This is a genomic window from Frankia sp. R43 (assembly GCF_001306465.1).
Taxonomy (GTDB): Bacteria; Actinomycetota; Actinomycetes; order Frankiales; family Frankiaceae; genus Parafrankia; species Parafrankia irregularis.
In genome coordinates this window covers 359,882-385,455 of the sequence record NZ_LFCW01000001.1, presented here as the reverse complement: position 1 = coordinate 385,455, position 25,574 = coordinate 359,882, and the positions used below count along the sequence as shown (strand labels likewise).

The 25,574-nt window shown below is 70.9% G+C and carries 21 protein-coding genes and 1 pseudogene; 11 read left to right on the top strand and 11 right to left on the bottom strand.

Going from position 1 to position 25,574, the window contains the following annotated elements; genetic code table 11:
- Positions 1–59 precede the first annotated feature (59 nt).
- The 3 genes from ACG83_RS01300 (at position 60) to ACG83_RS01290 (ending at position 3,598) form a co-directional block, all read left to right on the top strand.
- Positions 60–1,523, top strand: coding sequence for an aldehyde dehydrogenase (locus tag ACG83_RS01300; protein ID WP_054564323.1), 1,464 nt, complete (start codon positions 60–62; stop codon positions 1,521–1,523).
- 66 nt (positions 1,524–1,589) lie between these two features.
- The gene (locus ACG83_RS01295; protein WP_054564322.1) at positions 1,590–2,306 is read left to right on the top strand and encodes an acetoacetate decarboxylase family protein; all 717 of its coding nucleotides are present in this window, start codon (positions 1,590–1,592) and stop codon (positions 2,304–2,306) included.
- Positions 2,303–3,598, top strand: a complete 1,296-nt coding sequence (locus ACG83_RS01290) for a flavin reductase (protein WP_054564321.1) — start codon at positions 2,303–2,305, stop codon at positions 3,596–3,598. The genes ACG83_RS01295 and ACG83_RS01290 overlap by 4 nt, the downstream gene beginning before the upstream one ends.
- Before the next feature lie 302 nt (positions 3,599–3,900).
- Here ACG83_RS01290 and ACG83_RS45205 read toward each other — a convergent pair whose 3' ends face one another.
- The 4 genes and pseudogenes from ACG83_RS45205 to ACG83_RS01280 all read right to left on the bottom strand — a co-directional run bounded on the left by ACG83_RS45205 (position 3,901) and on the right by ACG83_RS01280 (position 9,120).
- A complete protein-coding gene (locus tag ACG83_RS45205; RefSeq protein ID WP_158230681.1) occupies positions 3,901–4,059 on the bottom strand; it encodes a hypothetical protein in 159 nt (52 codons plus the stop codon).
- 28 nt (positions 4,060–4,087) lie between these two features.
- Complete coding sequence (locus ACG83_RS47855; RefSeq protein WP_083473054.1) at positions 4,088–5,704, bottom strand: AMP-binding protein; 1,617 nt, start codon at positions 5,702–5,704, stop codon at positions 4,088–4,090.
- Between the two features lie 270 nt (positions 5,705–5,974).
- Positions 5,975–7,567: pseudogene (locus ACG83_RS47850) on the bottom strand (AMP-binding protein); the annotation flags it as partial.
- Between the two features lie 131 nt (positions 7,568–7,698).
- The gene (locus ACG83_RS01280) at positions 7,699–9,120 is read right to left on the bottom strand and encodes an ABC transporter substrate-binding protein (protein ID WP_054564320.1); all 1,422 of its coding nucleotides are present in this window, start codon (positions 9,118–9,120) and stop codon (positions 7,699–7,701) included.
- Positions 9,121–9,436: 316 nt separating this feature from the next.
- On the opposite strand from ACG83_RS01280, the gene ACG83_RS01275 reads away from it, so the two are divergent.
- The 5 genes from ACG83_RS01275 (at position 9,437) to ACG83_RS01255 (ending at position 14,367) form a co-directional block, all read left to right on the top strand.
- Positions 9,437–10,696, top strand: a complete 1,260-nt coding sequence (locus ACG83_RS01275; RefSeq protein WP_054564319.1) for an amidohydrolase family protein — start codon at positions 9,437–9,439, stop codon at positions 10,694–10,696.
- A 4-nt stretch (positions 10,697–10,700) separates the two neighbouring features.
- Positions 10,701–12,449 carry an amidohydrolase family protein gene (locus tag ACG83_RS01270; RefSeq protein WP_054564318.1) on the top strand — a complete coding sequence of 583 codons (1,749 nt, stop codon included), beginning with the start codon at positions 10,701–10,703 and terminating at the stop codon, positions 12,447–12,449.
- Positions 12,450–12,470: 21 nt separating this feature from the next.
- Positions 12,471–12,719, top strand: coding sequence for a type II toxin-antitoxin system Phd/YefM family antitoxin (locus ACG83_RS01265; RefSeq protein ID WP_054564317.1), 249 nt, complete (start codon positions 12,471–12,473; stop codon positions 12,717–12,719).
- Positions 12,716–13,099, top strand: a complete 384-nt coding sequence (locus tag ACG83_RS01260) for a type II toxin-antitoxin system VapC family toxin (protein ID WP_054564316.1) — start codon at positions 12,716–12,718, stop codon at positions 13,097–13,099. The genes ACG83_RS01265 and ACG83_RS01260 overlap by 4 nt, the downstream gene beginning before the upstream one ends.
- A 251-nt stretch (positions 13,100–13,350) precedes the next feature.
- Positions 13,351–14,367 (top strand): ABC transporter substrate-binding protein, encoded by a 1,017-nt coding sequence (locus ACG83_RS01255; protein WP_083472956.1) that lies wholly within the window; start codon positions 13,351–13,353, stop codon positions 14,365–14,367.
- On the opposite strand, the gene ACG83_RS01250 is transcribed toward ACG83_RS01255, so the two are convergent.
- From ACG83_RS01250 to ACG83_RS01235, 4 genes are all read right to left on the bottom strand, one after another.
- A complete protein-coding gene (locus ACG83_RS01250; protein ID WP_054564315.1) occupies positions 14,364–14,828 on the bottom strand; it encodes a type II toxin-antitoxin system VapC family toxin in 465 nt (154 codons plus the stop codon). The genes ACG83_RS01255 and ACG83_RS01250 overlap by 4 nt on opposite strands.
- Positions 14,812–15,078, bottom strand: coding sequence for a type II toxin-antitoxin system Phd/YefM family antitoxin (locus ACG83_RS01245; protein WP_054564314.1), 267 nt, complete (start codon positions 15,076–15,078; stop codon positions 14,812–14,814). The genes ACG83_RS01250 and ACG83_RS01245 overlap by 17 nt, the downstream gene beginning before the upstream one ends.
- A 73-nt stretch (positions 15,079–15,151) precedes the next feature.
- Complete coding sequence (locus ACG83_RS01240; protein WP_054565331.1) at positions 15,152–16,234, bottom strand: Zn-dependent alcohol dehydrogenase; 1,083 nt, start codon at positions 16,232–16,234, stop codon at positions 15,152–15,154.
- 30 nt (positions 16,235–16,264) lie between these two features.
- Positions 16,265–17,743 (bottom strand): aldehyde dehydrogenase, encoded by a 1,479-nt coding sequence (locus tag ACG83_RS01235; protein ID WP_054564313.1) that lies wholly within the window; start codon positions 17,741–17,743, stop codon positions 16,265–16,267.
- Between the two features lie 284 nt (positions 17,744–18,027).
- On the opposite strand from ACG83_RS01235, the gene ACG83_RS01230 reads away from it, so the two are divergent.
- Positions 18,028–19,167 carry an LLM class flavin-dependent oxidoreductase gene (locus ACG83_RS01230; protein WP_054564312.1) on the top strand — a complete coding sequence of 380 codons (1,140 nt, stop codon included), beginning with the start codon at positions 18,028–18,030 and terminating at the stop codon, positions 19,165–19,167.
- A gap of 95 nt (positions 19,168–19,262) precedes the next feature.
- On the opposite strand, the gene ACG83_RS01225 is transcribed toward ACG83_RS01230, so the two are convergent.
- On the bottom strand, positions 19,263–20,564 hold the full coding sequence (locus ACG83_RS01225; protein ID WP_054564311.1) for a CaiB/BaiF CoA-transferase family protein: 1,302 nt from the start codon (positions 20,562–20,564) through the stop codon (positions 19,263–19,265).
- 249 nt (positions 20,565–20,813) lie between these two features.
- Here ACG83_RS01225 and ACG83_RS01220 point away from each other — a divergent pair, with 249 nt between their 5' ends.
- Positions 20,814–21,605 carry a crotonase/enoyl-CoA hydratase family protein gene (locus tag ACG83_RS01220; RefSeq protein ID WP_054565330.1) on the top strand — a complete coding sequence of 264 codons (792 nt, stop codon included), beginning with the start codon at positions 20,814–20,816 and terminating at the stop codon, positions 21,603–21,605.
- Between the two features lie 30 nt (positions 21,606–21,635).
- Positions 21,636–22,628 carry an LLM class flavin-dependent oxidoreductase gene (locus ACG83_RS01215; protein WP_054564310.1) on the top strand — a complete coding sequence of 331 codons (993 nt, stop codon included), beginning with the start codon at positions 21,636–21,638 and terminating at the stop codon, positions 22,626–22,628.
- A gap of 59 nt (positions 22,629–22,687) precedes the next feature.
- Here the strand turns inward: ACG83_RS01215 and ACG83_RS43765 are convergent, their stop codons facing one another.
- Positions 22,688–23,371 (bottom strand): hypothetical protein, encoded by a 684-nt coding sequence (locus ACG83_RS43765; protein WP_131830962.1) that lies wholly within the window; start codon positions 23,369–23,371, stop codon positions 22,688–22,690.
- Positions 23,372–23,729: 358 nt separating this feature from the next.
- Entirely contained in the window at positions 23,730–25,310 is a 1,581-nt protein-coding gene (locus ACG83_RS01205) for a transposase (RefSeq protein WP_054564590.1), read from the bottom strand.
- Between the last annotated feature and the right edge of the window lie 264 nt (positions 25,311–25,574).

The following is a 25,574-nucleotide window of genomic DNA, read 5'->3' as shown; positions in this document are numbered from 1 at the left end:
CCGCCGGCCGACCAGACGGGCGGGCGCGCGTCGCAGGACTGAGCGAGGAGGCCGGTCTCATGGGTTCCGACATTGGTTCCGACAACCGCCTGTTCATCGCGGGAAAGTGGGTCCCGTCGGCGGGGGAGGGCTTCGTCGACGTCATCAGCCCCGCGTCGGAAGACGTGATAGGCCGGATTCCGTCGGTCGCCCGCGCCGATATCGACGCGGCCGTGGCCGCCGCCCGCACGGCATTCGACAGCGGCCCCTGGAAGAACACCGACGGTGCGGCCCGGGCCGATTTCCTCGCCCGGATCTCGGCGGAGATCAGCGCCCGCTCCGAGGAGTTCGCCCGCACGATCAGCAACGAGATAGGCGCGCCCATCACCTTCTCGCGCCTGGGCCAGGTACTGGCCGCCACCATGGTCGCCGACTACTACGCGGAACTCGGCAGAAACACCGCCTGGGAGGAGACCCGGGCCGGGCTGCTCGGGCCGTCCGTGGTGCGTCGAACTCCGGTCGGTGTGATCGCCGCCATCGTTCCCTGGAACGTCCCCGTCTACGCCACCATGCTCAAGCTCGCGCCCGCGATCGTCGCCGGCTGCACCGTCGTGCTGAAACCCGCTCAGGAGGCCGCGCTGTCGGCCCGACTTCTCGGCGAGGTGCTGGAGGAGGTCGGCCTTCCCCCGGGCGTGGTGAACATCGTGCCGGCCGACCGTGTGGCCGGCGAGTATCTCGTCACCCATCCCGGTGTCGACAAGGTCAGCTTCACCGGCAGTACGGCGGTGGGCCGGCACATCGCATCCCTGTGCGGGCAGCGGCTGCGCCGGGTGACCCTTGAGCTCGGGGGCAAGTCGGCCGCGATCCTGCTGCCCGACGTGGACCTGGCGGCGGCCGTTCCGGCCCTGCTCGGCGCGGGCCTGATGAACAGCGGCCAGGCGTGCGTCGCGCAGACCCGCGTCCTCGCCCCGCGCGACCGCTACGACGAGGTGGTGGAAGCACTGGTCGCCGGCGTCGAGGGAGTGAAGGTCGGCGCGCCACTCGACGAGGAGACGCAGGTCGGGCCGCTGGTGAGCGCCCGGCAGCGCGGGCGCGTCGAGGAGTACCTGGCCGCCGGGGTCGCCGAGGGCGCCAAGGTCGCGGTGGGCGGCGGGCGCCCGGCCGGCCTCGACCGCGGATGGTACGTGGAGCCGACCCTCTTCGTCGGCGTCGACAACGGGATGCGGATCGCCCAGGAGGAGATCTTCGGCCCGGTGCTCTCCGTGATCGAGTACGACGGCGTGGACGACGCGGTGCGCCTCGCGAACGACTCGAACTACGGGCTGTCCGGATCCGTCTGGACGGCGGATCACGACACCGGCCTCGGCGTCGCCCGCCAGGTGCGGACGGGGACCTTCAACGTCAACACCTTCATGCTCGAGAACTGCGCGCCGTTCGGCGGCTTCAAGGATTCGGGGCTGGGCCGTGAGCTCGGGCCGGAAGGCCTCGCGGCCTACATCGAGTACCAGACCGTGAACATGCCGGCGGAATGGGCCGGCAGCTGACCGATCCCACCCGTTCCGCAGGCTGCATGACGTCCTGGCACACGGCACGAAAGGGGAACCGGTGCGATGGCGGCGACACATCTCTGGGGCACGATTGACGGGGCTGAGATCACCTTCCCGATGCGGGTGGAGGAGTTCAACGCCGCCACGCTGACGTATTCGGTCCCGGCGCGGCAGGCCGCGGCCCTTTTGCCGGGAAGTTCTTTCGAACTGGTGGAGACGGCGCCCGGTGTGGGCTGCCTTGTCATCGCCGCGTGCGATTTCCGGCGCAATCCATGGGGCGACTACAACGAGCTCAACGTCGGCTTTCTGAGCCGGCCGGCCGGCGCCGGCGACGAAACGGTCGGATCGTTCATCTACCGGATGCCGGTCAACCAGCCCTTCACCTGCGAGGCCGGCAACCGGGTGATGGGATTCCCGAAGACGGTCGAGACGATATCCGCCGGATACGACGACGGCGGGTTCACCTTCCGGGTGAGCAGCCCGGCCGGCCTGCCGGCCCTCACACTCGGGTTTGCCCGGCGCCCCGCACCGCTCGGTCCACCGGTGGTGCTCGCCGTGGAGAGCTACTCGTACCTCGACGGCCACCCGTACGCGACAGCGGCCGAGATGGAGATCGGCTCGGACGCCGTAGATCCGTCCGAGGTGTCCCTCGAACTGGGGGAGGGCCCGCTCGCGGACGAGCTGCGCGGCCTCGGCCTGCCGGTGGCGCCCGACAGCTGCGTGTGGGGCGAGGGCCTGCGCGCCACCTTCCAGCTCGGCCGGCGGCTGGTGACCGCATGAGCACCACCCCGAACCCCCGACCCGGTACCCCGAACCCGGCGGCGGACGCGGCCTGGTTCCGGCGGGTGCTCGGCACCTTCCCCACCGGGGTCGCCGTCGTCACCGGGATGGCCGCGGACGGGCAGCCGGTGGGGATGGCCGTCGGCTCCTTCACCTCCGCGTCCCTCGATCCACCGCTGGTGGCGTTCTTCCCGGACAGGTCCTCGACGTCCTGGCCGCGGATCCAGGCCTCGGGCCGGTTCTGCGTGAACGTCCTCGGCAGCGATCAGGAGGCGGTGTGCCGGGCGTTCGCGGCCCGCGGCGGCGACAAGTTCGCGAATCTCTCCTGGCAGCGGGCACCTTCGGGCTCGCCGCTGCTCGACGGGGTCGTCGCGTTCATCGACTGCGAGATCGAAGCGGTGCACTCGGCCGGCGACCACTGGATCGTGATCGGCCGGGTGCGTCATCTCGACGTGGGCCGTGAGATCGCTCCGCTGGTCTTCTTCCAGGGCGGCTACGGCCGTTTCGCGTCGCCGTCGCTGGCGGCCTGGGAAGGCGACCTCGCGGTACAGCTGCGCTGCGCGGACATCGCCCGCCCGCACATGGAAGCGCTCGCCGACGCCCTCGGCGCCGAATGCGTCGCCAGCGCGGCGGTCGGCCAGGAGCTGGTCCTCGTCGCCAACGCGGGCGGCACGCGTTCCCACGCGCTGCCGACCCGGGTCGGTCAGCGGATTCCGTTCCTGCCGCCGCTGGGCACCGCCTTCGTCGCCTGGGCTCCGGAGAACGTCCAGCGTGCCTGGTGTGCGCAGATCGGCAGCGGGGCGCGGCCCGGTGCGTCCGAGGCGCTGAATGCGACCCTCGCGTCGGTGCGCCGGCACGGCTACGCGGTCGGGCGCGGGCCGGGCTGGCACGTCTCGCTGCTGCGCGCGCTGATGCGCACCGATTTCACCGACCGGGCGCAGACCGAGGCCCGGGACCTGATCCGGGCCCTGCCACCCGGCTGGGAGGCACCCGACTGGGAGGAACCCGCCGCGGAGGCGTCCGCATGGGAGGGGTCCGCGTGGGAGGGGTCCGCGGGGGAGACGTCGAACGGCTCGTCCCGGGGCGAGGGCGCCGGACGCGCCGCCGGGCCGCGCGAGGCGGTGGAGACGCTGTCGGCTCCGGTCTTCGACGCGGACGGGAGCGTGGTGCTGGTGCTGAGCGTGATCGGCCGTGACTCGGGCTGGCACACCGGGCCGCGGGCGCAGGCCCGCCAGCTGCTCGCCACCGCGCGGGAGGTCACCGCCGCCCTCGCCGACACCCCTGCCTCCTGACTCCGTCCGCCTCCTGACCCTCCGCCTCCTGACCCTCCGCGTCCTACCCCCACTTCCAAACCGGCGCCGCCCGCCACCGCCGCGCCGGAAAATCGTAAAAAATACGGTGATCCGCCGCGAATGGTCCCGCGGCGGATCACCCTTCCCAGGCCTCGACGCGACCGGACCCCGTTCACGGCGCGGCTGCTCACCCGGGGATCCCGCACGCCCGCACAGCGCCAGAAATTCCCGCCAATAGGCGCAAACGGGCGCTGGCGATCCGCAAGAAGTGAGGATTTCGGCTGTTCCAGCAGCCAAGATCCTCACTTCTTGCTCAGCGACAGCGCGGCAGCGATCTGACGCCTGACCAGCAGGCGGATCTGTTGCTCGCCAATCTTCCGCATGTGGAGGACGATCTCGCGGCGGGCGCGGTCGTCACGCTTCTGCGTGATCGGATGCGGATCCGCCCGCTGCCCTTCCACGCCAGATGATCTTTTGGGGAAGCGGCCTTCAGTGGACCCGGCGTTCGCCGTCGGACCAGTAGCGGGCGCGCAGGGCCTTCTTGTCCGGTTTGCCGACCGGGCTCATCGGCAGCTGGTCGACGACGTCCACGCTCTTCGGGGCGTGATGCGGGCCCTTTCGTTCCCGGACGAGCGCGGTCAGTTCGGCGGCGGAGACCTCGGCGCCGGGGCGCAGGGTCACCACCGCCTTCACCGCCTCCCCCCAGGTGTCGTCCGGGACGCCGATGACGGCCGCCGCCGCGATCGCCGGGTGCGAGCACAGGACGTCCTCGACCTCCTTCGGGAAGATGTTGAACCCGCCGGTGACGACCATGTCCTTCTTGCGGTCCACGATGGTCAGGAAGCCGTCGGCGTCGCGGCGCGCGATGTCCCCGGTGTGCAGCCAGCCGTGCTCGAACAGCTCCGCCGTCTGGTCCGGGCGGCGCCAGTAGCCGGCGGACAGCAGCGGCCCGCGGACGCAGACCTCCCCGGGCTCACCGTCGGCCACCTCGGCGCCGTCGTCGTCGAGCAGCGCCACCCGCACCCACGGCACCGGACGCCCGCAGCTGGCCAGCCGGTCGGGGCGGTTGACGTCGTGCTCCCCGCGGCGCAGCACGCTGATCGTCATCGGGCATTCGCTCTGCCCGTAGAACTGGAAGAAGACCGGCCCGAACCGCTCGATGGCCTCCGCCAGCCGGGTCGGGCTCATCGCCGAGGCCCCGTAGAAGACGGTCTGCAGGCTCGATGTGTCCGCCGCCGCCAGCTTCGGGTGGTCGAGCAGGTGGTAGAGCATCGTCGGCACGAGCATCGTCGCGGTGATGCGGTACTTCTCGATCGCGTCGAGCACCGCGGCGGGGTCGAACCGGGGGAGCACGACCAGCGACCCGCCCCGCAGCAGCACCGGCACGAAGAACGCGGCGCCCGCGTGCGACAGCGGTGTGCAGACGAGGAAGCGGGTCTCGGCCGGCCACTCCCATTCGGCGAGCTGGATCTGGGTCATCGTGGCCGCGCCACGGTACGTCGACATCACCCCTTTGGGACGTCCCGTCGTACCGCCCGTGTAGGTGATGCCGGAGACGTCCTCGGGCCCCACCCGGGGCGCGACCAGCGGGCGCGGGGCGAACCCGGCGGCCAGCGCGGTCAGGTCCGTGCCCACCTCCGCCGGGCCGAGTGACAGCAGGTTCACCAGGGACGGCACCCGCCGCGCCAGCTCCGTCGCACGGCGGGCGAAGGCCGGGTCGAACACGAGCGTCTCGATCTCGGCGTCGGCGAGGATGTAGGCGTGATCATCCACGGAGCCGAGTGGATGCAGGGCGGACGACCGGCATCCGGTCAGCATGTTCGCGCCCATGGTGAAGAGCACCTCGGGGCGGTTCGCCGAGATCATCGCGGTCGGGCTGCCGATGCCCAGGCCGAGCTTCGCGTACGCCTGCGCGTACCGGCTCGTCTCGTCGCGCACCTCGGCCCCGGTCAGCACCCGGCCGTCGAGATGCACCGCCGGAAGGTCGCGGCCGCGTTCGAGCGCCGCGATGAGCAGATCGGGCAGGAACGACGCCCGTTCCCGCCCCGCCGCGTCGGCCGCGGACCCCGCGTCCGCGGACCCCTTGGCCGCCGCATCGCCAGTCACGCCCGCCGGGCTCCGGCCGGCAGCAGGGACGACGCCAGGCGGTTCCGCGGAACCAGGCGGTTCCGCGGAACCGGAAGGTTCGGTGGCGTCGGGTGGTTCCGGGGCGCCGGGCAGGTCGATGACGCGGGGCGGTTCCGCGGAACCGGATGGGTCGGTGACGTCGGGCGCTTCCGCGGAGCCGGCGAAGTCGGTGGTACCGGGTGGTTCCGCGGAGCCGGACAGGTCGGCGGCGCGGGCGCGGGCCCAGGGGATGTCGACCTTTCCGGCCGGGCTACGCCTGATGGCGGTCACGGTGTGAATCTCCCGCGGCACCTTGAAACCGGCGACGAGGCCTCGGCAGTGCGCGATGAGCGCCGCGGAGTCGGGCGCCCGACCGGCGCGCAGGACGGCGAGGGCGACGACCCGCTCGCCGAAGCGGGCGTCCGGGACCCCGACCACCACCGCGTCGACGAGGTCGGGATGCGTCTTCAGCGCGTCCTCGACCTCCTCGGGGAAGATCTTCTCGCCGCCGGAGTTCACCACGGTGCTGCCGCGGCCGAGTAATCGGACCGTGCCGTCCGCGTCGACGGTGGCGAGGTCGCCCGGCACCGCCCAGCGCACCCCGTCGGCGTCGGTCTGGAACACGGCGGCGGTCTTCTCCGGGTCCTGGTAGTAGCCGAGCGGGATCGCCCCGCGCCGCGCGATCCGGCCGACCGTGCCCGCCCCAGGGCTGATCGGGACGAGGCGCTCGTCGAGGACGGCGGTGTCACCGCTGAGCCGGAACCGTGCCGGCCCACCCTCCTCGGCGCCGCTGTGCCCGAGCTCGGTGGCGCCGTACGAGTCGATGATGAGGACGTTCGGCAGCAGCCGCGCCAGCCGGGCCCGGATCCCGCTGGACAGCGGCGCACCACTGTTGGCCAGCGCGAACAGCCCGGAGAGATCCCAACCGCCGGGCCGTGCCTCCAGCGCGTCGACCAGCGGGAGCGCCATCGCGTCGCCGACCACGGTCATCGACGTCGCCCGCTCGGCGGCGGCGAGATCCCAGATCGCGGGCGCGTCGAAGCTGCGGCCCGTCCACAGCACGGTGGTGCCCGCGGTGGCGATCGCGATGAGCACGCCGAGCTGGGCGGCCCCGTGCATGAGCGGTGCCAGGGTGAAGTAGTTCAGCGGCGGGTTCGCCGCGTGCTCGACGAAGTCGGTGATGCCGGTCGGGATCCGGCCGTCCGGCAGGGGGCGGGCGATCGCCGCCCGGAACAGGTCGGCGGACCGCCACACCACCCCCTTGGGTAGTCCCGTCGTACCGCCCGTGTAGATGATGTAGTGATCATCGCCGTCGCGGGGGATCCGAACCGGTCGCGGATCGGTCGCCGGATCGGCTGTCGGATCCTCGAACCCGACCGTTCGCCACGACGTCGCCTGACTCCCGGCCGCGCCGCCGGTCCGGGCCTCGGCACCGCTCCCGCCGTCGACCTGGGCGTCGACCTGGACGTCGGCCGGGAGCGGGGACCCGTCCTCGAGGACGACGACGGCGCGGACCGGTGAGGCGTCCGCCAGTGCCGTGGCGAGGGTGGGCAGGTAGCGCCGTTCGACGACGATCGTGCGCAGGTCGGCGTTGTCGATCAGATACCGCAGCTCCGCCGCGACATACCGGTAGTTGATGTTCACCGGGGTGGCCCGCAGCTTGAGGCAGCCGATCATCGCCTCGACCCATTCGATCCGGTTCACCGCGTAGATGCCGACGTGCTCGCCGGGCTGGACCCCGGCGTCCCGCAGCAGCCGCGCGGCGCGGTCGGCACGGGCGTCCAGCTCGGCGTAGGTCAGTCGGGACGATCCGGCGACGATGGCCGGCCGGCCCGGCACCGTGTCCGCGATGAGCTCGATCATGTCCGCGAAGTTGACCCCGGTGCTCACAGCATCCCTTTCGACGTTCCTGGCGGATGGAATTCGATTCGGGTGGCGGATCGTCGGGACGGATCGGGATCGGATCAGGGTCGGAGCGGAGCGGATTCGGACCGCTATTCGAAGGTGTTCGTCAGCCTTGCCACATTGGACGGATCGCAGTTGAAGATGCCGTTGTTCGGCTGGGTGAGCTCGCGGTCGTAGACGAAACCGTCGGGGGTGACCTTCATGAGCAGGACGCAGGTGCTGAGATCACCCTTCCCGCCGGGGGCGATGTCGTGTGCGGGATAGAGGCCGCCGGCCGACCACTGCTTCGTCGCGCCGGCCTTCTCCAGCACGCAGGCGCTGGTCAGGTCCGCCCCGCATTCGGTCGCCGCCTTCGCCCACAGCAGCCAGGCGTTGAAGCCGATGGCGGTGAAGTCGGTGAGCTTCGCCTCCGGGTGGGTGTCCCGCAGAATCGTCACGGCTTCCTTCACCGCGGGCACGGTGTCGGCGAGCTCGAACGGAACGTGGTCGAGCGTGAGGTAGACGTTGGAGAAGTTCGCCGTGGTCACCGCCTTGATCGTGCCCGGGTCGTACAGCTGGTGCGCGATGACGACGAAGTCCGGCTTCCACCCGATGTTGTTGATCGCGGTCAGCGGCGCGGTGAGGTCCTGCAGGGCGATCGCCTCCAGCCCCCGGGTCCCCTTGGCCCGCATCTCCTCCATGTACGGCCGGTAGTTCGCCACCAGCGGGGGCCATTCCTGGTAGGAGCTCACCTTGAAACCGTTGGTGGTGAGGGCCTCCTGCAGCCGCAGGCCCTGCGGGCGCAGCGTCGCGAGGTTGTTTCCGGCCACACCGAGATGGTCGGCCGCGTCGGGATAGCGCTTCACGAGCTGCCGGTAGGCGCCGATCGGGTACTGGTCGAACGGCGCCGGAATCGGCACGACCTGAAGCGGAGCCCTGATGGCCTCCGGGGAGACGGTGTAGCCGGAGATCTGACCGAGCCCGCAGTCGACCCGCGGCCCGACCGCGGCGGCGTCACCGACCATGCCGCCGCCGACAATCATGAAGTCGGTCTGACAGGCCTGGATCATCTGCGCGGCGGCTTCGGACAGTTTCGCGTCGTGCTTGATGAGCCTGAGCTTCCGGCCGTTGATGCCACCGGCCTTGTTGCACCAGGCGACGAACGCGTCGCCCACGTCGAAGAACTCCTGGCCCAGGCCGGGGGTGATGTTGCTGCCCACATCGGCGGTGGTGCCGATCGTGATCTCCGAGTCGGTGACCCCGCGAACGCTCGCACCGCCCGCGGCCCCGCCGCCGCTACTGCCCCCGCCGCCGCTCGCGGGGCCGGGGCCGCACACGCCCCGCAGGTCGCCGAAGTCGCCGGCCGCGGCGGCTGCCGGCGATGCGCCAGCCGCCGTCGCGGCGGGCTCGGATCCCCCCGTCTCACGTTCGTCGGCGGACCGGGTGCACGCCGTCAGGGCAACGCTGACGGCGATGGCGATCGTCAGCGCGGATGCTAAGCGGCTTCTGCGACGGCGGGGGTGGGGTCTCATCGGGGGATGTCCTCTCCCTTGACGCCCGCACGTCGGCCAGTCAGCCGGCGGCCGGCGGCCGCGGGGAGGCAGGCCGCGGCGACTCGGCGGGGCGTGTGAGGCGGCGAAACGCGCTCGTTGCACCGGGCGCGCCGACAGACCGACAGACTAGAACACGTTCTCTTCTGGCGATAGAGGTTTCCGAGAGGTTTCTGACGCCATCTCAGGGCTCGGATCGCTGGCTGTGGCGCAAATGCCGGCACTGGTTGCATGTACTGAGAGAGCGGGTCGCCCCGTACACCTGACGGATCGTCAGAAACGGAGCTACCCTGCCCCCATGCACGACTTCCCGAAGATTGTCTCGGTAGACGATCACGTCGTCGAGCCACCCGACGTGTGGAGCAGCCGGCTGCCGGCGCGGTACCGCGACGTCGGCCCCCGGGTGGTCCACGCCCCGAAGGGCGAGGTCACCTTCGTGGGCGGCCGGCTGACGGTGACCATGGGCGCGCCGGGCAGCGGCCCGGACGTCGCCTGGTGGCGCTACGAGGACCTGTGCCGCCCGCTGATGCGCCTCGACGCCGCGGTCGGCTTCGACCGCGACGAGGTCGACCTGCGCCTGGTGCGCTACGACCAGATGCGCCCGGGTGCCTTCATGGTCGCCGACCGGCTCGCCGACATGGACGTCAACCACATCGAGTCGTCACTGTGCTTCCCCACCTTCCCGCGTTTCTGCGGCCAGACCTTCACCGAGGCCGCCGACCGGGAGCTGGCCCTGCTGTGCGTACGCGCCTACAACGACTGGATGGTCGAGGAATGGTGCGGCGCGGCGGCCGGCCGGCTGATCCCGCTCGCGATCGTCCCGCTGTGGGACGCCGGGCTCGCCGCCGCCGAAGTCCGCCGCAATGCCGCCCGGGGCGTGCGTGCCGTCTGCTTCAGCGAGATCCCACCGTTTCTCGGCCTGCCCTCCATCCACGACCGCGACCATTACTGGGATCCGTTCTTCGCCGCCTGCGCGGAGACCGGGACGACCATCAACATGCACATCGGGTCGTCGTCGAAGATGCCCTCGACCTCGGCGGACGCCCCGCCCGCGGTCGGCTCCACCCTGACGTTCGCGAACTCGTGCTATTCCCTCGTCGACTGGCTGCTGTCGGGCACGTTCGAGCGCTTCCCGGAGCTCACGATCGCCTACTCGGAAGGCTCCATCGGCTGGATTCCGTACATCCTGCACCGCGCCGACGTCGTCTGGCGGGAGAACCGCGGCTGGGGCGGGCTGGGGGAGACCGTGACCGTGCCTCCGAGCGAGCTGTACCGCCGGCACGTGTACGGCTGTTTCTTCGACGACCCGCACGGCCTGCTCAGCCTGGACGAGATCGGCGCCGACACCGTCACCTACGAAAGCGACTACCCGCATTCGGACAGCACCTGGCCCGACACCCGGGCCGTCGCCGAACGCCAGATGAAGCACCTGCCGATGGAGACCATCGAGAAGATCGTCCGCGGCAACGCGATCCGCATGCTCGGCCTCACCCCGGACGGTCGCTGGGCCGCCGCCCCCGACCTGCCGAGCGCCGACGCGCCGGGCGCCCGGGGGTAGTGCCATGTTCGACACGCTGATCACCGGTGGTCTCGTCGTGGACGGCACCGGCGCGCCGGGTCGGCACGCCGACGTCGCGATCAAGGACGGCCGGATCGCGGCCGTCACCCCACCCGGTGAGCCCACCCAGGCCCGGGTGCGAATCCAGGCTGACGGGCTCGTCGTCGCGCCGGGCTTCGTCGATGTCCACACGCACTATGACGCGCAGCTGCTCTGGGATCCGTACGCCACCCCGTCGAACGTGCACGGGGTCACCACGGTGATCGGCGGCAACTGCGGGTTCACCCTCGCCCCGCTGCGTCCCGGCGGCGCCGACTACCTGCGCCGGATGATGGCCCGCGTCGAGGGGATGCCGCTGGCCGCGCTGGAGACCGGCGTCGACTGGAGCTGGGAGACGTTCGCCGAGTACCTCGACACCCTCGACGGGCGGATCGGCGTCAACGCCGGGTTCCTCGTCGGCCACTGCGCGCTGCGCTCCTACGTGCTGGGTGCCGAGGCGGTCGGCCGGGCGGCGACCGCGGGCGAGGTCGCCGCGATGACCGCGGTGCTGCACGACGCGCTCGCCGCCGGAGCGCTGGGCCTGTCCACCACGCTTTCCTCGACGCATGTCGACGGCGACGGCCGGCCGGTCGCCTCCCGCTGGGCGTCCCACGAGGAGACGCTCGCGCTGTGCGCGGCCGTCGGCGAGCACGAGGGCACCTTCCTGGAGGGGATCGTCCCCGGCTGCCTGAACACCTTCGACGACGACGAGATCGACCTGCTCGCGCGGATGAGCGCGGCGGCCGGCCGGCCGCTCAACTGGAACGTGCTGACCATCGACGCGGCCGCCCCCGACCGGGTCCCGCGCCAGTTGGCCGCGTCCGCGCGGGCCCGCGAGCTCGGCGGCCGGGTCGTCGCACTGACCATGCCGACGCTGGTGCCGATGAACATGAGCCTGCGCACCTTCTGCGCGCTGCACCTCATCCCCGGCTGGGGGGACGTCCTCGGCCTGCCGATCCCCGAGCGGATCGCCGCGCTGCGCGACCCGGCGGTGCGCGCCCGCCTGCTGGAACGGGCCCGCGCCCCGGAGGCCGGTGTCCTGCGCCGGCTCGCGGACTTCCGCCGCTACGTCATCGGCGACACCTATTCACGGGCCAACGCCGGCCTGACCGGCCGCGTCGTCGGCGACATCGCCACCGAACGCGACCTCGACCCCTTCGCGGCCCTCGTCGAGATCGCCGCCGCCGACGACCTGCGGACGGTCCTGTGGCCGATGCCGACCGACAACGACCCCGACTCGTGGGCACTGCGGCGCGACACCTGGGCACACCCGGACGTCCTGCTCGGCGGCTCGGACGCCGGTGCGCACCTGGACCGGATGGCCGGCGCGCCCTACCCGACCAGGTTCCTCGGCGACTGCCTGCGCGGGCGCCGCCTCGTCGGCCTGGAGGCGGCCGTCGCGATGATGACCGGCGAGCCGGCGGCCCTGTTCGGCCTGCGCGACCGGGGCCGGCTCGCACCGGGCTGCCACGCCGACATCACCGTCTTCGACCCGGCCACCGTCGACGCCGAGCACGCCGCCCTGGTCGACGACCTCCCCGGCGGCGCGGCCCGCCTCACCGCCGGCTCGATCGGCGTCGCCCACGTGCTGGTCAACGGCGTCGAGATCGTCCGGGACGGGACAACCACCGGCGCCACCCCGGGGACCCTGCTGCGCTCCGGCCGCGACACAGCGACCGTGCCGATCGCGGCTGAACCGCCCAGGGTCAGGTAGCACAAGTGCTACTCTCGGGGGGTGGACGAGATAGGGCTTCGAGAGGTTCGGCAGAACGCCAGCGATCTGGTACGCCGTGCTCAGGCCGGTGAACGGCTCACCATCACCGTGGCCGGCCGGCCAGCAGCCGTCCTCGGCCCGGTGAGTCCGCGTGTGTGGCGGCGCTGGGGCGATCTGGCGGATCTCTTCGCGCAGGCGGAGGACACTGACTGGCCGCAGGACCGCGACCTCGTCGACGGTTCCCTCACGGATCCCTGGGAAGGTCGATGAATCGAGGCATCCTCGACACCAGCGTCCTGGTCGCCACGGACGTCACCCCCATTCCCGGCGAGTTGGCGGTCAGTGTCGTCAGCATTGCCGAACTACAGTTCGGCATCCTCGTCGCCAGGACGCCCCAGGCCCGCGCGACCCGGCTCGCCCGCCTCAGCGCGATCCAACGACGGTTCGACCCACTGCCTGTTGACGATGCCGTCGCCGACAGCTACGGGCGTCTCGCCGCCCGCATCGTCGAAGTCGGGCGCCAGCCACGCGCACGCACCATGGACCTGCTGATCGCGGCCACCGCCCACGCCCACGGAGCCAGCATCTACACCCGCAACGCCGCCGACCTCGTCGGCCTGGAGGACCTCCTGAGGATCGTCACGATTTAGGGCACTGTTGCGTTCCGGGGAAGCTCGTTCCACACCAGGCGATCTTCTCATCAAAGTGCGCGCCGTTCCGTCGGCGAGTACATCCGGGCGACCCCTGGCGACGCCGGGCCATCTTCGGGAAACCGGAATTACCGTGCTATTCATCGGTTGTCGCTGGCGATGCCTCACTGTCTCGGTGCTGCACCTTTTCGAGGCTGCTCGGTGCGACCCCCGCGTTCGACAACACGATCCAGATCGACTCCGCCAAGGCGATGGCGAAGTTCCTCAATGTGCACGCCGGCGGCATCGGTGGCAGGCCGATCGAACTCGTCACCTGCGAGTCACTGGCCGACCCGGCGAAAGCGACCGACTGCGCGACCGAGTTCATCCAGCAGGACGTCGTGATCACGGTGGCCGGCGAGACGACGGCCATCGGCACCATGTGGCAGTCGCTGCATGACGCCGGCATACCAGTCTTCCTGTATGGAACCACCGAGCAGTCCGTCATCCTCGACCCCGACTCGACGTTCGTCCTCGGAGACCTGATCGCCGGGCTCGGCACGTTGCCGATCACAGTCGCCAAGGAGAACAAGGTCGGGAAGGTCACGGTCGTCGCGATCGATGTCCCGGTCGTCACCGGGTTCTACGACGCCGTCGGCGACCAGGTCTTCGGCGATGCCGGGCTTGACCTGCAGGTGGTCAGGATCCCGCCCGACCAGGCGGACATGACACCGCAGATGGCGAGGATCGCGGCGGGCGAACCGACCGAGGTGCACATCATCGGCAGCGACACGTTCTGCATCTCGGCGTTCAACGGGCTGCGCGCCGCGAGCTTCACCGGCCCGATCGGCGTCGTCAGCCAGTGCGTCTCCGACAGCTCGCGGAAGGCGCTCGGCGATGCCTTCGACGGGGTCTACACCTCCACACCGTTCGCGGTCGGCGACACCGAGAACATCGACATGAGCCAGTGGCGAGCGATCGTGGCTGCCTACGACGAGACCGACATCGACCTGAGCAACTCGATGGGGCCGACCATCTACTTCACGATGACCGCGCTGAGCCGGGCACTCGACGGGATCAGCGGCGACATCACCCCTGCCCGGATCACAGAGAAGATCAAGTCGGCGCCGAAGCTCCCGCTACCGGCGGCACCAGGACTCACCTTCCAGTGCGACGGCTCGGCCAACCCGCTTGTGCCGGCGGCCTGCTCCCGAGGCGCCCTGCTGACGACACTCGACTCCGACGGCGAACCAACGCTGCCCTACCGGTCGTTCGGAACCGCAGGCTAGTTACGGAGCACCGACGGCCTCGTGACCGGGACCACGTCCATGAGTTTTTCCAGGCCGACGTAGTCGCCCGGATTCGTGGTGAACAGGGGCAGGCTCTCCGTGATCGCCGTAGCGGCGATCATGAGATCCGCGACGCGGCGGCGTGGTTTGCGTCCAGCAACGACGACGGCTGCCGACAGACGGCCGTAGACACGGGCGGCCTCGGCATCGAACGGTATCGGGTCGAACTCGTTCTCGGCGCGCTGAAGGGTTTCCATCCGCCGCGCGCGTTCCTCGTGCTCGTCGTACAGGTCCTGTTCGTCGTTGCGCCGGACCTGATGCGGCCCCGCGGACAACTCGGCAAGCGTCACGGCGCTGATCGCCATCTCGTCGGGAAGCTCGGCGGGATCTATCCAGCGACGCAGGATCAGAATGTTGGTGTCGAGCAGGCCCTGCCGGAAGTTCTCAGTGTTCGTAGCCACCGGCGGCCTCGTGGTCGACCACCGCGTCCTGGTCCGCGCGGAAGGCGTCCAGATCCGTGCCGGGGGCGTTACGTGACATTGCGGCGAACTCCTGCCGGGAAATGAACCTGCGCCTCCGTCGAATGGGCACCAGCTGGCCGATCTGACGACCATCCCGGGTGACGGTAAAGGACTCGCCGTGCTCGACGGCATCCATGATCTCCCGCGATCTCGACCGCAGATCTCGTTGGGTGATCTCCAGACTGCCCATGGCGCCTATGGTAGCACTCGGTGCTACAGCGTGCTACTTGCTCTGGGGGACGTCCTCGCTCCATCGCCGAAGGTCAGAAGGTGAGCACGCCGCGGGCCAGGTCGCCGGCTTCCAGGTCGACCATCGCCTGGCCGACGGCGTCGAGCGGGTAGGTGCGGGTCACCAGCTCGTCGAGCAGGAGGCGACCGCCGCGGTACAGGCCCAGGTAGGTGCGGACGTCCCGCTGCGGGCGGGACGAGCCGTACCGGCAGCCCAGCACCGACTTGTCGAGGTACAGGTCGGTGATGGGGACGGACAGCTCGGCGGCCTCCGCCGGCACCCCGAGCAGAACGGCGGTGCCGTGCCAGCCGAGCATGTCGACGGCGGCCCGGGCCAGCGCCGGGTGCCCGACGCATTCGAAGGAGTAGTCCACCCCGGTGCTGTCGGCGGGCAGCAGGTCGCGGACGGCGCCGGCGGTGTCCCGGCCGGACGGGTCGACGAAGTCGGTCGCCCCGAACCGGTACGCCAGGTCGGCCTTCGCCGGGTTGGTGTCGACGGCGACGACGCGGGTCGCGCCGGCGAGCGCCGCGCCCTGGATCACGTTCAGGCCGATGCCGCCGACACCGATGACGGCGACCGTCGACCCGGGCCGCACCTGGGCGCGGTTGAGCACGGCGCCGACGCCGGTCAGCACCCCGCAGCCGAGCAGCGCCGCCGACGCGGCGGGGACGTCGTCGGGAACCGGCACGCACTGGTTCGCCGCGACGACGACCCGCTCGGCGAAACAGGACGTGTTCGCGAAGTTGTAGGTGGGCGCGCCGCGCCAGGTGAACGGCTGCGGCCGGCGGCCGAAGGTGGAGCGGCACATCGTCGGCTGGCCGGCGTCGCAGTGCTCGCAGGCACCGCAGTTGCCGAGGGTGGTGAGCGCGACCACGTCACCCTCCGCAAGCCCCGTCGCCCCCGTCACCCCGGGCCCCAGTGCCGAGACGACGCCGGCGCCCTCGTGGCCGAGAACGACCGGGGTCGGGAAGGGGATCGTCCCCCGCACGACCGCCAGGTCGCTGTGGCACAGGCCGGCGGCGGTCATCCGCACCTCGACCTCGCCGGGCCCGGGTGGGCGCACCTCGAGGTCGTCGACCACGTGGTAGGCGGAACCGTCCCAGACGATGCCACGCAGCAGATCACCCATGCTCGTCGCTCCTCAGCTTCAGCTTGACCAGACGATGCTCTGTAACTCGCTGTAGGCGTGCATCGCGAAGGTGCCGCAGTCGCGCCCGACGCCGCTGTGCCTGAAACCACCGAACGGCGTCTCGTGGTTGCGCTGCACGGTGTTGATCCCGACGCTGCCGGAGCGCAGCCGGCGGGCGACGCGGTAGCCGCGCCCGGTGTCCGCGGTCCAGACGTAGTCGCTCAGACCGAACGGGCTGTCGTTCGCGATCTCGACGGCCTCGTCCTCGTCGGTGAACGTCATGAGGACGACCACCGGCGCGAAGAACTCCTCGCGGGCGATCGACATCCCGGGCGTGACGTCGGTGAACAGTGTCGGCGCGACGTAGAAGCCGGTGTCGGACGCCGGCCGGTGGCCACCGACCGCCAGGGTCGCGCCTTCGGCCACACCTTTCTCGATCATCGCCTCGACCCGGTCCCGGTGGGCCGCGGAGATGACCGGGCCGACGACGGTGCCCGCGGCGCGCGGGTCGCCGACCCGGCAGGCGCCGGCGTAGGCGGTGAGCCGGTCGACGAGGGCGTCGCGCACGCCGCGCTGGACCAGCACGCGGGTCGGCGCGGTGCAGATCTGCCCGGAGTGGAAGCTCCAGGTCGAGCCGATGCCACCGACCGCCGCGTCGAGGTCGGCGTCGTCGAAGACGATGGCGGCGCCCTTCCCGCCGAGCTCCATCAGCACCCGCTTCATGTCACGCCCGGCGGCCGCGGCGATGGCCTGCCCGACCTGGGTGCTCCCGGTGAAGCTGATCATGTCGACGTCGGGGGAGTCGACCAGCGCCGCGCCGATCGACGGGGCGGACCCGGTGACGACGTTGACCACGCCGGGCGGCACCCCGGCCTCCGCGACGATCTCGGCGAAGAGCAGGATCTGCAGCGGATCCTGCGGCGCCGGCTTGACCACGACGGTGTTGCCCATGGCGAGCGCGGGCGCGACCTTCCCCGCCAGGCTGACCAGCGGGAAGTTGTACGGGGTGATGCAGGCGACGACGCCGACGGGCTGGCGTACGGCGACCGCGCCGATCAGGCCGCCAGGTGCGAGCGGGGTGGCGGGCATCGGCTGTGGGGGCAGTGGCACGGTAACCGGGTCGAGAGCCTCCTTGGCGTAGCGGCGGAAGCGGTCGACGGCCACCGGCACCTGCATGGTCTGTGCGACCCGTGCGGTCGCGCCGGTCTCCGCCTGGACCAGCCCGACCAGCTCGTCGTTGTGCGTGATCAGCAGGTCCGCGATCCGCCCGAGCAGCTCCGCGCGCCGCTCGGGGGTGGTCTGCGACCAGGAGCGCCAGGCGGCGCGGGCCGCGGCGGCGGCCTCGCGGGCCTGCTCGGGCGAGGCCTGTGGTGCCTCGCCGACCAGCTCCTCACTGGCCGGGTCGATCACCGGGTAGCGCCCCGCCGCGCCCGGCACGAGGTCGCCGCCGATGAACAGCGACCCGGTGCGCGCGGCGGTCGTCTCCAGAGCGCTCATGACCATCCTTCCGCCCCCGGTGAGAAGCATCCGGACGCCCGGCCTGTACCTGACGGTAGGTCAGGGATGACTCGCCTGGGGGCGACGTCCGGTGACTCTTGCACCCACGGTTCCAGTCGCTAGAGTCTAGAACACGTTCTAGATATTGTCGCTGCCGAGCCGCGATTTCCGGACGGGGCGTCAGATCGGCGGGGCTCGGGTCGGCCGCTTGGGCTGGGCCGCGCCGGGTGGGCCGCGCGCGTCGCGCCGCGGCCGTCAGTCGAACGGTGAGAGGTGGTCCGGCCATGGAATTCGGGATCTTCAACTCGCTCTACCTGCCGCGCCGGCTGTCGGAACGCGACCCGCTGGGCGCGGAGCACAACCGGCTGATGGACGAGGTCACCTGGACCAGGGCCGCGGACCGGGCCGGATTCAAGTACACCTGGGCCACCGAGCACCATTTCCTCGACGAGTACTCGCACCTGTCGGCGAACGAGAGCTTTCTGGCCTACCTCGCCGGGGTCACCGAACGCATCCACATCGGCAGCGGCATCTTCAACATCACGCCGCCGGTGAACCACCCGGCCCGCATCGCCGAGCGGGCCGCGATGCTCGACCATCTCTCCGGCGGGCGTTTCGAGCTTGGTATGGGGCGTGGCTCGTCCACCACCGAGCAGCGCGGTTTCGGGATCACCGACCCGGACCTGACCAAGAAGATGTTCGACGAGGTCGTCGCCGAGCTGCCGAAGATGTGGGCGGACGGCGAGTACGAACACGACGGCGAGTTCTTCTCGATGCCGGCACGGAACGTCCTGCCGAAGCCGCACACCCGCCCGCATCCGCCGATGTGGGTGGCGGCGGGAAATCCCGGGACGTTCGAGAAGGCCGCGCGGATGGGGCTCGGTGTGCTCTGTTTCGCGCACGGAACCCCCGACCAGCTGGCCCCGCTCATCGAGATCTACAAGAAGAACATCGAGAAGGCCGAGCCGGTCGGCGGGTACGTCAACAACAACGTCATGGTCACCAGCCAGATGCTCTGCCTGGAGGACGGCGCCCGGGCCCGGGAGATCGCCACCGACATCACGATGAGCTACCAGAACAGCCTCGTGTACCGGTACCTCGACACCTTCCCGAAGCCGGCCTACATTCCCGACTGGCCGCAGGTGCTGCCCGAGCCGACCGTCGAGCTGCTCGACCTCGCGATCGGGGCCGGCCACATCGTCATCGGTGACCCGGAAGAGTGTGAGCGGGCGGTGCGCACCTACGCCGACATCGGCGCCGACCAGCTCACCTTCGGCATGCTGTCGACGACGATGCCGGTCGAGGTGGCCTGCGAGGCCGTCGAGGTGTTCGGCCGGCACGTCCTGCCGATCTTCGACCGGGACCCGGTGCACAGCACCACCCGTCAGCGGGCGGCGCAGCTCGGCGACGACGCAACCGGGTGACGACGCATCGACCGCCGCCGCCGGCTGAGCCGTGCCAGGCTCGCTCGCCCCGCCGCGGCTCAGCGGGGCGAGCGAGCCTGCCCGTCCTGCGCGGTCTACGGGTTCGGTGCGCCCTCGGGGTTCGGGGTGTGCTGGCGGTTCGGGGTGTCGTCCCGAGCGCCGCCACGGCCGAGCGCGCCCTCGGCCCGCAGACGGTCGATCCGCGCGTCGTCGTAGCCGAGGACGTCGCGCAGCACCTCGGCCGTGTGCTCGCCGACCCGCGGCGCGCGGGCCGGGTGCGGAAGGTCGCCGTCGACGATCCTGATGGGAATCGGCAGCTGGTCGGCGCCGAGGCTTTCCTTGGGAATCCAGGGCAGCCGGTCGGCGAACTGGGGGTCGTCCGCGAGCGTGCGGGGGGTGTTTACCGGGGCGATCGGGGTGTTCACCCGCCCGCCGAAGGCGATCCATTCCGCGCTGGTGCGGGTCAGGAAGACGGCCCGCAGCTCCCGGCGCAGGGCGGTGTTCCCGGCGGCGTGGTCGGCGTAACGCTCCCCGGGATAGCGGTCGAACAGGTCGGCGCGGCCCACCCCGACGCAGAAGTTCTTCCAGAACTCCCGTTCCGACGCCATGAAGAGAATGTGGCCGTCGCTGGTCGCGTAGATGTTGTAACGGACGCCCTCGGCCATTCCGGCGGTGCCGGGAAGGCGGCGGCGCCCGCCGTCGGAGGCGTTTCCGGTCACCTCGTCCGCCGGGCGTTCGTAGGCCCGGTGGGTTTCCGAGCGCAGCCAGTCCACGGCGGCCGCCGCGTCGGACTGGGCGACCTCCAGCCACCGCCCGACACCGGTGGACCGGGCGGCCAGAATGCCCGCGAGAACGCCCAGCGAACCGTAGAGCGGGCCGGCGTTGATACCGAGCGAGACGTGCTCGGGAATGGCGGTGAAACCGTCGTCGTCGACGACGGGGGTTACCACTCCGGCCCAGGTGTCGTACGCGACTCCGTGGCTTGGGTAGTCCTTGTACGGGCCGGTCAGGCCATAGCCGGAGATCGTCAGCAGGACGATCGCCGGGTTCACCGCCCGCAGTGCGTCGAAGCCGAGGCCGCGGCGGGCGAGCCCACCCGGGCGCATCGCCTCCACCACCGCGTCGGCCCCGCGGACGAGGTCGAGGAACACCGCGTGCCCGCCGGGGGTGCGCAGGTCCAGCACGATCCCGCGCTTCCCCCGGTTCACATGCAGGTGCATGAGGGACGTCCCGTCGACGATCGGCCAGGTCATCGACCGCACGTAGTCGCCCTGGGGCGGCTCGACCTTGATGACCTCGGCGCCGAGGTCGGCCAGCGCGGTGGTGACGGCGGCGGGCCCGAGCATCGAGCACTCGATGATGCGGACGCCGGCCAGCGGGGTGACTGTCTCGGGCACGCCTGTTCCCCTTCCACTTGCACGACTCCGACGGACCTGACTACCCGTCAGATCTTCGACGTTAGCGTGCCGCCTTCGACCGTGGACGACGAACCGGGCAACCGGGACGGATCCCGCAACACCCTGCTCACCAGGGACTCTCGTGATGGTGGGCGACAGAAACTAGTACGTGTTCTAGCCTGGGGCCGCGCCGTGGGGCCGGTCGGCGGCAGCGCGCTCCACCGTGGCAGACGAACCGTGGAGGACATGATGAGCGAACATCTTGTGGTCGAGCGCTCGGGCCCCGTCGTCGTGGTGACGATGAACCGGCCCGAGGCACGCAACGCCCTGTCACCATCCATGATCGTGGGTCTTGCCGACGCCTGGGAGATGATCGACGCCGACCCGGCGGTCCGCGTCGCCGTCCTCACCGGAGCCGGCGGGGTGTTCTGCGCCGGCGCCGATCTGAAGGCGATGAACAACGCGGTGAGTGCCGACGGAGCCGCGAAACGCTTCCGGGAGGACACCGGCATCGCCTGGCGCGCCCTGCTGCGCTCGAAGCAGCTGGCCAAGCCGCTGATCGCCGCGGTCGAGGGGCCCGCCGTCGCCGGCGGCACGGAGATCCTGCAGGCGACGGACGTCCGGATCGCCGCCGAGAGCGCCACGTTCGGCGTCGTCGAGGTCACCCGCGGGCTTTTCCCGCTCGGCGGGTCGACGGTCCGGCTGCGCCGGCAGATCCCCTACGCGCGGGCGATGGAGCTGCTGCTCACCGGCGAGACGATCACCGCCGCCGAGGCCGCCGACATCGGCCTGATCAGCCGGGTCGTCCCGGATGGCAAGGCCCTCGACGAAGCCCTGCGGGTCGCCGAGCGCATCGCCGCCAACGCCCCGCTGGCCGTGCAGGCGGTGAAGCGCTCGGTGCGGGAGACCGAGGGGCTGCCCGAGACGGAGGCGCTGGCCCGCGAGCTGGAGATCGGCCTGCCCGTCTTCGCCACCGAGGACGCCAAGGAGGGCACCCGCGCCTTCTCCGAACGCCGTCCCCCCGTCTACACCGGCCGCTGACCCGAGACGGATCATCCGAGAGGAGTCGGCGTGCTCACCGTGCTGCGTTTCAACTTCGCCGTGCCCGGCCTGGACCCGGCCGCCCTTTCCGCCGCCTACTCCGCGGGCATCGAGATGGCCCGCCATGCCGACGCGCACGGCATCGACCTGGTGAGCCTGGAGGAACATCATGCATCCGGTGACGGCTGGAGCCCCGCGCCGCTGCTGAACGCGGCGATGATCCTGGGCGCGACGTCCCGGCTGCGGGTGATCATCCAGGCGCTGCTGGTGCCGCTGTACGACCCGCCACGGCTCGCCGAAGAGCTCGCGGTGCTCGACCTCGCCAGCGGTGGGCGGCTCACCATCGTCGCCGGTCTCGGATACCGGCCGGAGGAGTACACAGCGCTGGGCCGGGACTGGAAGGCCCGCGGCCGGGCGCTCGACGAAGCCCTGGAAACCCTGCTCGCCGTCTGGTCGGGCGAGCCGTTCGAGCATGAGGGCCGGCAGGTGCGGCTTACCCCGGTGCCGCGGCGCGCCCCCTCCGCGCTGGTGTGGGTCGGCGGCGGGAAGCCGGTGTCGGCACGCCGGGCCGCCCGCCTCGGCCTGCCGTTCTGCATGCCGAAGAACGACCCCGCGCTCGCCGCCTACTACACCGAGCAGCTCGCCGCGCACGGGACGTCCGGCTTCGTCATCATGCCGCCGGAGAGGACCCGGCTGACGTTCCTCGCCGACGACCCCGACCGGGCCTGGGCGCGGCTCGGCCACCATTTCCTGCACGAGGCCCGCGCCTACGCCTCCTGGCAGCAGCCCGGCCAGACCTCGGCGGTCCGCTCACACGCCGACACCGTCGACGAGCTGCGCGCCGAGGGCGTCTACGAGGTGCTGACCCCGGCTGAGTGCGTCGAACGCGCACAGGCGGCCGGGCCGATGGACACGATGGTCCTGCATCCGCTCGTCGGCGGCCTGCCACCTGCCGACGGCTGGGAGAGCCTGCACCTCTACACCGACAAGGTCCTGCCCGCGCTCACGGCCGCCGCTGGCTGAACCCGAGTACACGGATGACCGAACCGACCAGCCGCGTCCCGGAGATCCGTTACCGGCAACTATGAAATGAACATTACAAATGACGTGCATGGCCGGACTTCCTTGATCTCCACGTCGGTTTTCAGGTAACGCTTACCGTCGGGATCGGTGACCATCGCAAGGCCGCCCGCATGACTTACTTGGCCGGTGAAGTCGTCTGCCTGCTGGAAGGCGACCATCGGTATTATCCTTGGCACATCAAAGAAGTCGTCGACCGGGCCGAACCTGAGCGTGTACCGCCCCGGCCCGCTGAGGTCTATGGGGAGTGAGGCGTAGGCGTAGTCGCCGCTGTTCGTCGTCTGTGGCTCGGATGTGGCCGAAAGCTTCGGCGGCGGCGCCGTCGCCAACTCGCGCTTGCCCGCACGAATTCTGAGCAGCTCAGCCGGCACGTCGACCCTGGTGCACAAAGGGTCGGTGTTTCCGGCCGGCGGTACCGTACTGGCTGCGGTAACCCCTGCGCTGGGCGCGGTGGCCGTCACAGCGGTACTGGCTGCGCTAGTCGTCCCACCGGCTGCGGTGACCGTCGCGCCGTCGCCGCCGCACCCCGCCGACAGCGCTACCGCCATAGCTCCGACGACAACGACGAAATAGCGCATGGCGCGTTTCATCCGGCTCTCACTTCCGCTCCGGTGCAGAGATGGCTGAACCAGCGCCAAGGATTGCGTCGCCAGCATTTGGGGGCAATGATTTGTGATCTTGATCACGGTGTAGTCGAATGCTGGTCGTGGAATTATTCCGCCGGGCTGCCCCTGACCTGCGGCTTCTTGTCGGGGCGTGCAGACGGTCGAGGGGTCGAGCTGAAGCGTGAAGGATTCTGGTCACGGGAGAGCCTGTCCCGGATTGACGCGGCCAAGATCGTTAGTTGGTGAGTGGGGGCTCGCGCTCCATCGTCAACGCGGCCGGACCGCTGAGAACCCGGTGGCCTGAGGCCTCGGTTTGGCGAGCCGCAAGAGTGAAGGATTTCTGTCGTTCCAGAGCCTGTAGCAAATTGGTGGCGGGGATTCGGGTGATCGTTGGGTGTGCGGGTCTGGTGACCTGCCGCCGGCCGAGGCCGGGCCCCGCTTAGCTGGTGGCTGGGCGGGGGCCGGTGGCGCGGTGGAGTTTGAGCAGGTTGTGGATGGTGCAGGTCAGGACGAGTTCCGCGCGGACCGCGGCCATGCCGCGGCGACGGAACCGGCGGAGCCCGGTGACGTCCTTGATCTGTCCGTTGACGGGTTCGATGGTCGCGCCGCGCTGCTTGTAGCTCTCACGCCCGTCGGGAGTGAGGAGCCTGCGGGTCATCTGTTCCCGGGTGGTGGCGTCGATGTCGGGTGGCCCGTCCGGGATCGGCTGGCGGGTCAGGGTGCGTCGGCTGGCGGTCGCGATCAGCCGGTCGGGTCCGGGATGGGTCGCGGCCCGCGGGGACCAGTAGCCACTGTCCGCGACGATCAGCCCGATACCCCTCGGCCGGCCGCGGGTCAGGCTCACGGGCAGGGCCGCGGTGGCGGTCTGGGCGGCGTCGGCCATCGGGAGGTACTGGGCGACGTCGTTGGTCTGGTCGGTGACGTCGGCGGCGAGGATGACCTGACCGGAGCAGGCCACGAGCTGGGCGTTGTAGCCCTGGATCCACCCGCGCCGGGTCGGCATGACCCGGCTGTCCGGATCGGTGACGTTGACGTGTCGGGCCGGCCGGTCGGCCTGGGGTTTCTCCGCACGTGCGGCGGCGGCCTCGGCGGCGGCGAGAACGGCGGCGGCGGCGCGGACCCGGTGGTGTTCCTCGGGTGGGACCGGCCGGCGGCCGGCCCGCCGCCCTGCCGCGGTTCTCGCTTCCCGCCGGGCGGTGGCCTGGTCGTGGTGGGCGCGGACCTCGGCCAGGACCCGAGCGTGGACCGCCCGCGCCTCGGTGACCCGGTCGACGCCGGCGCCGGGCCGCCCGGCGCCCCGGCGGCCGGTGGCGATCACCTCCGGTCGGGGTGCGGGGGGTTCGTCCTCGTCGTCGGGTCCGTCGCGCCGGTCGAGGTGGTCGAGCGCGGCCCGTAGCCGGGCCCGGCGGCTGGTCCGGTCGGTGAGCTCGGTGGGGAGTTCGTCCCCGACCCGGTCGGCGAACAGGGTGTCCTCCGCGGTGTCGGTGGCGACCTGTTCGGCCACGATGTTCTCCGCGAGGCGGGCGAGTTCCCGGTCGATCCCGGTCCGGGTCCGGTTCGCTCCCAGCGACGCGTTCGCCTCGATCTTCGTGCCGTCCAGCGCGACGAGGCCGAGGCGGACCAGTCCCGCTCGTGCGCACAACGCCAACACCTGGGTGAACAGCCCGGCCACCGTGTCCTGGCAGCCCGCGACGAACCGGGAGATCGTGGCATGGTGCGGGAGGTCACCGGCGCAGATCAGCCGGAACGCGACATCGACCTCGCACAGCCGTTGGATCCGCCGGGACGAGCGGACCTGCTGCGACCAGGCGTAGACGACCAGAGCAAGGAGCATGTCCGGGTCGTACGCCGCCCGCCCGACCCCACCCGTGCGGTACCGGGCGTGCAACCCCGACGTATCGAGCTCGGCGACCAGATCCAGCAGGAACCACACCAGATGATCGTCCGGGAGCCAGTCGGTCATGTCCGGCGGGAGCAGGAACAACTGATCCCGCCGGACCGGCCGGTACCCACGCGCCATAAACCCGATCATCCCGGACAAAACATGATCACCCGGGTAGTGACACCTCAATTTGCGACAGGCTCTCCAACGACCAAAATCCTTCACTCTTGCGAGTTGTCAGGCGGGGACCACGCCCCTTTCGTCCCTATTAAGGCGAATTGCTGGCGCTGCGCGGCGGTGCGGGACCCTCGATGCGTGGGCGTGCGGGTGGGGTTGGCGTTCCATCGGCGCGGCTCCGCCACGCCCAGGCTGGTGGCCCGGATCCGCCGCGTCTCAGGATTC

Excerpts from the sequence above, each read along its gene's own strand:
- ACG83_RS01300 (WP_054564323.1), top strand. The coding sequence starts at position 60 with ATGGGTTCCGACATTGGTTCCGACAACCGCCTGTTCATCGCGGGAAAG.
- ACG83_RS01295 (WP_054564322.1), top strand. The coding sequence starts at position 1,590 with ATGGCGGCGACACATCTCTGGGGCACGATTGACGGGGCTGAGATCACC.
- ACG83_RS01290 (WP_054564321.1), top strand. The coding sequence starts at position 2,303 with ATGAGCACCACCCCGAACCCCCGACCCGGTACCCCGAACCCGGCGGCG.
- ACG83_RS01280 (WP_054564320.1), bottom strand. The coding sequence starts at position 9,120 with ATGAGACCCCACCCCCGCCGTCGCAGAAGCCGCTTAGCATCCGCGCTG.
- ACG83_RS01275 (WP_054564319.1), top strand. The coding sequence starts at position 9,437 with ATGCACGACTTCCCGAAGATTGTCTCGGTAGACGATCACGTCGTCGAG.
- ACG83_RS01270 (WP_054564318.1), top strand. The coding sequence starts at position 10,701 with ATGTTCGACACGCTGATCACCGGTGGTCTCGTCGTGGACGGCACCGGC.
- ACG83_RS01260 (WP_054564316.1), top strand. The coding sequence starts at position 12,716 with ATGAATCGAGGCATCCTCGACACCAGCGTCCTGGTCGCCACGGACGTC.
- ACG83_RS01255 (WP_083472956.1), top strand. The coding sequence starts at position 13,351 with ATGGCGAAGTTCCTCAATGTGCACGCCGGCGGCATCGGTGGCAGGCCG.
- ACG83_RS01245 (WP_054564314.1), bottom strand. The coding sequence starts at position 15,078 with ATGGGCAGTCTGGAGATCACCCAACGAGATCTGCGGTCGAGATCGCGG.
- ACG83_RS01235 (WP_054564313.1), bottom strand. The coding sequence starts at position 17,743 with ATGAGCGCTCTGGAGACGACCGCCGCGCGCACCGGGTCGCTGTTCATC.
- ACG83_RS01230 (WP_054564312.1), top strand. The coding sequence starts at position 18,028 with ATGGAATTCGGGATCTTCAACTCGCTCTACCTGCCGCGCCGGCTGTCG.
- ACG83_RS01220 (WP_054565330.1), top strand. The coding sequence starts at position 20,814 with ATGAGCGAACATCTTGTGGTCGAGCGCTCGGGCCCCGTCGTCGTGGTG.
- ACG83_RS01205 (WP_054564590.1), bottom strand. The coding sequence starts at position 25,310 with ATGGCGCGTGGGTACCGGCCGGTCCGGCGGGATCAGTTGTTCCTGCTC.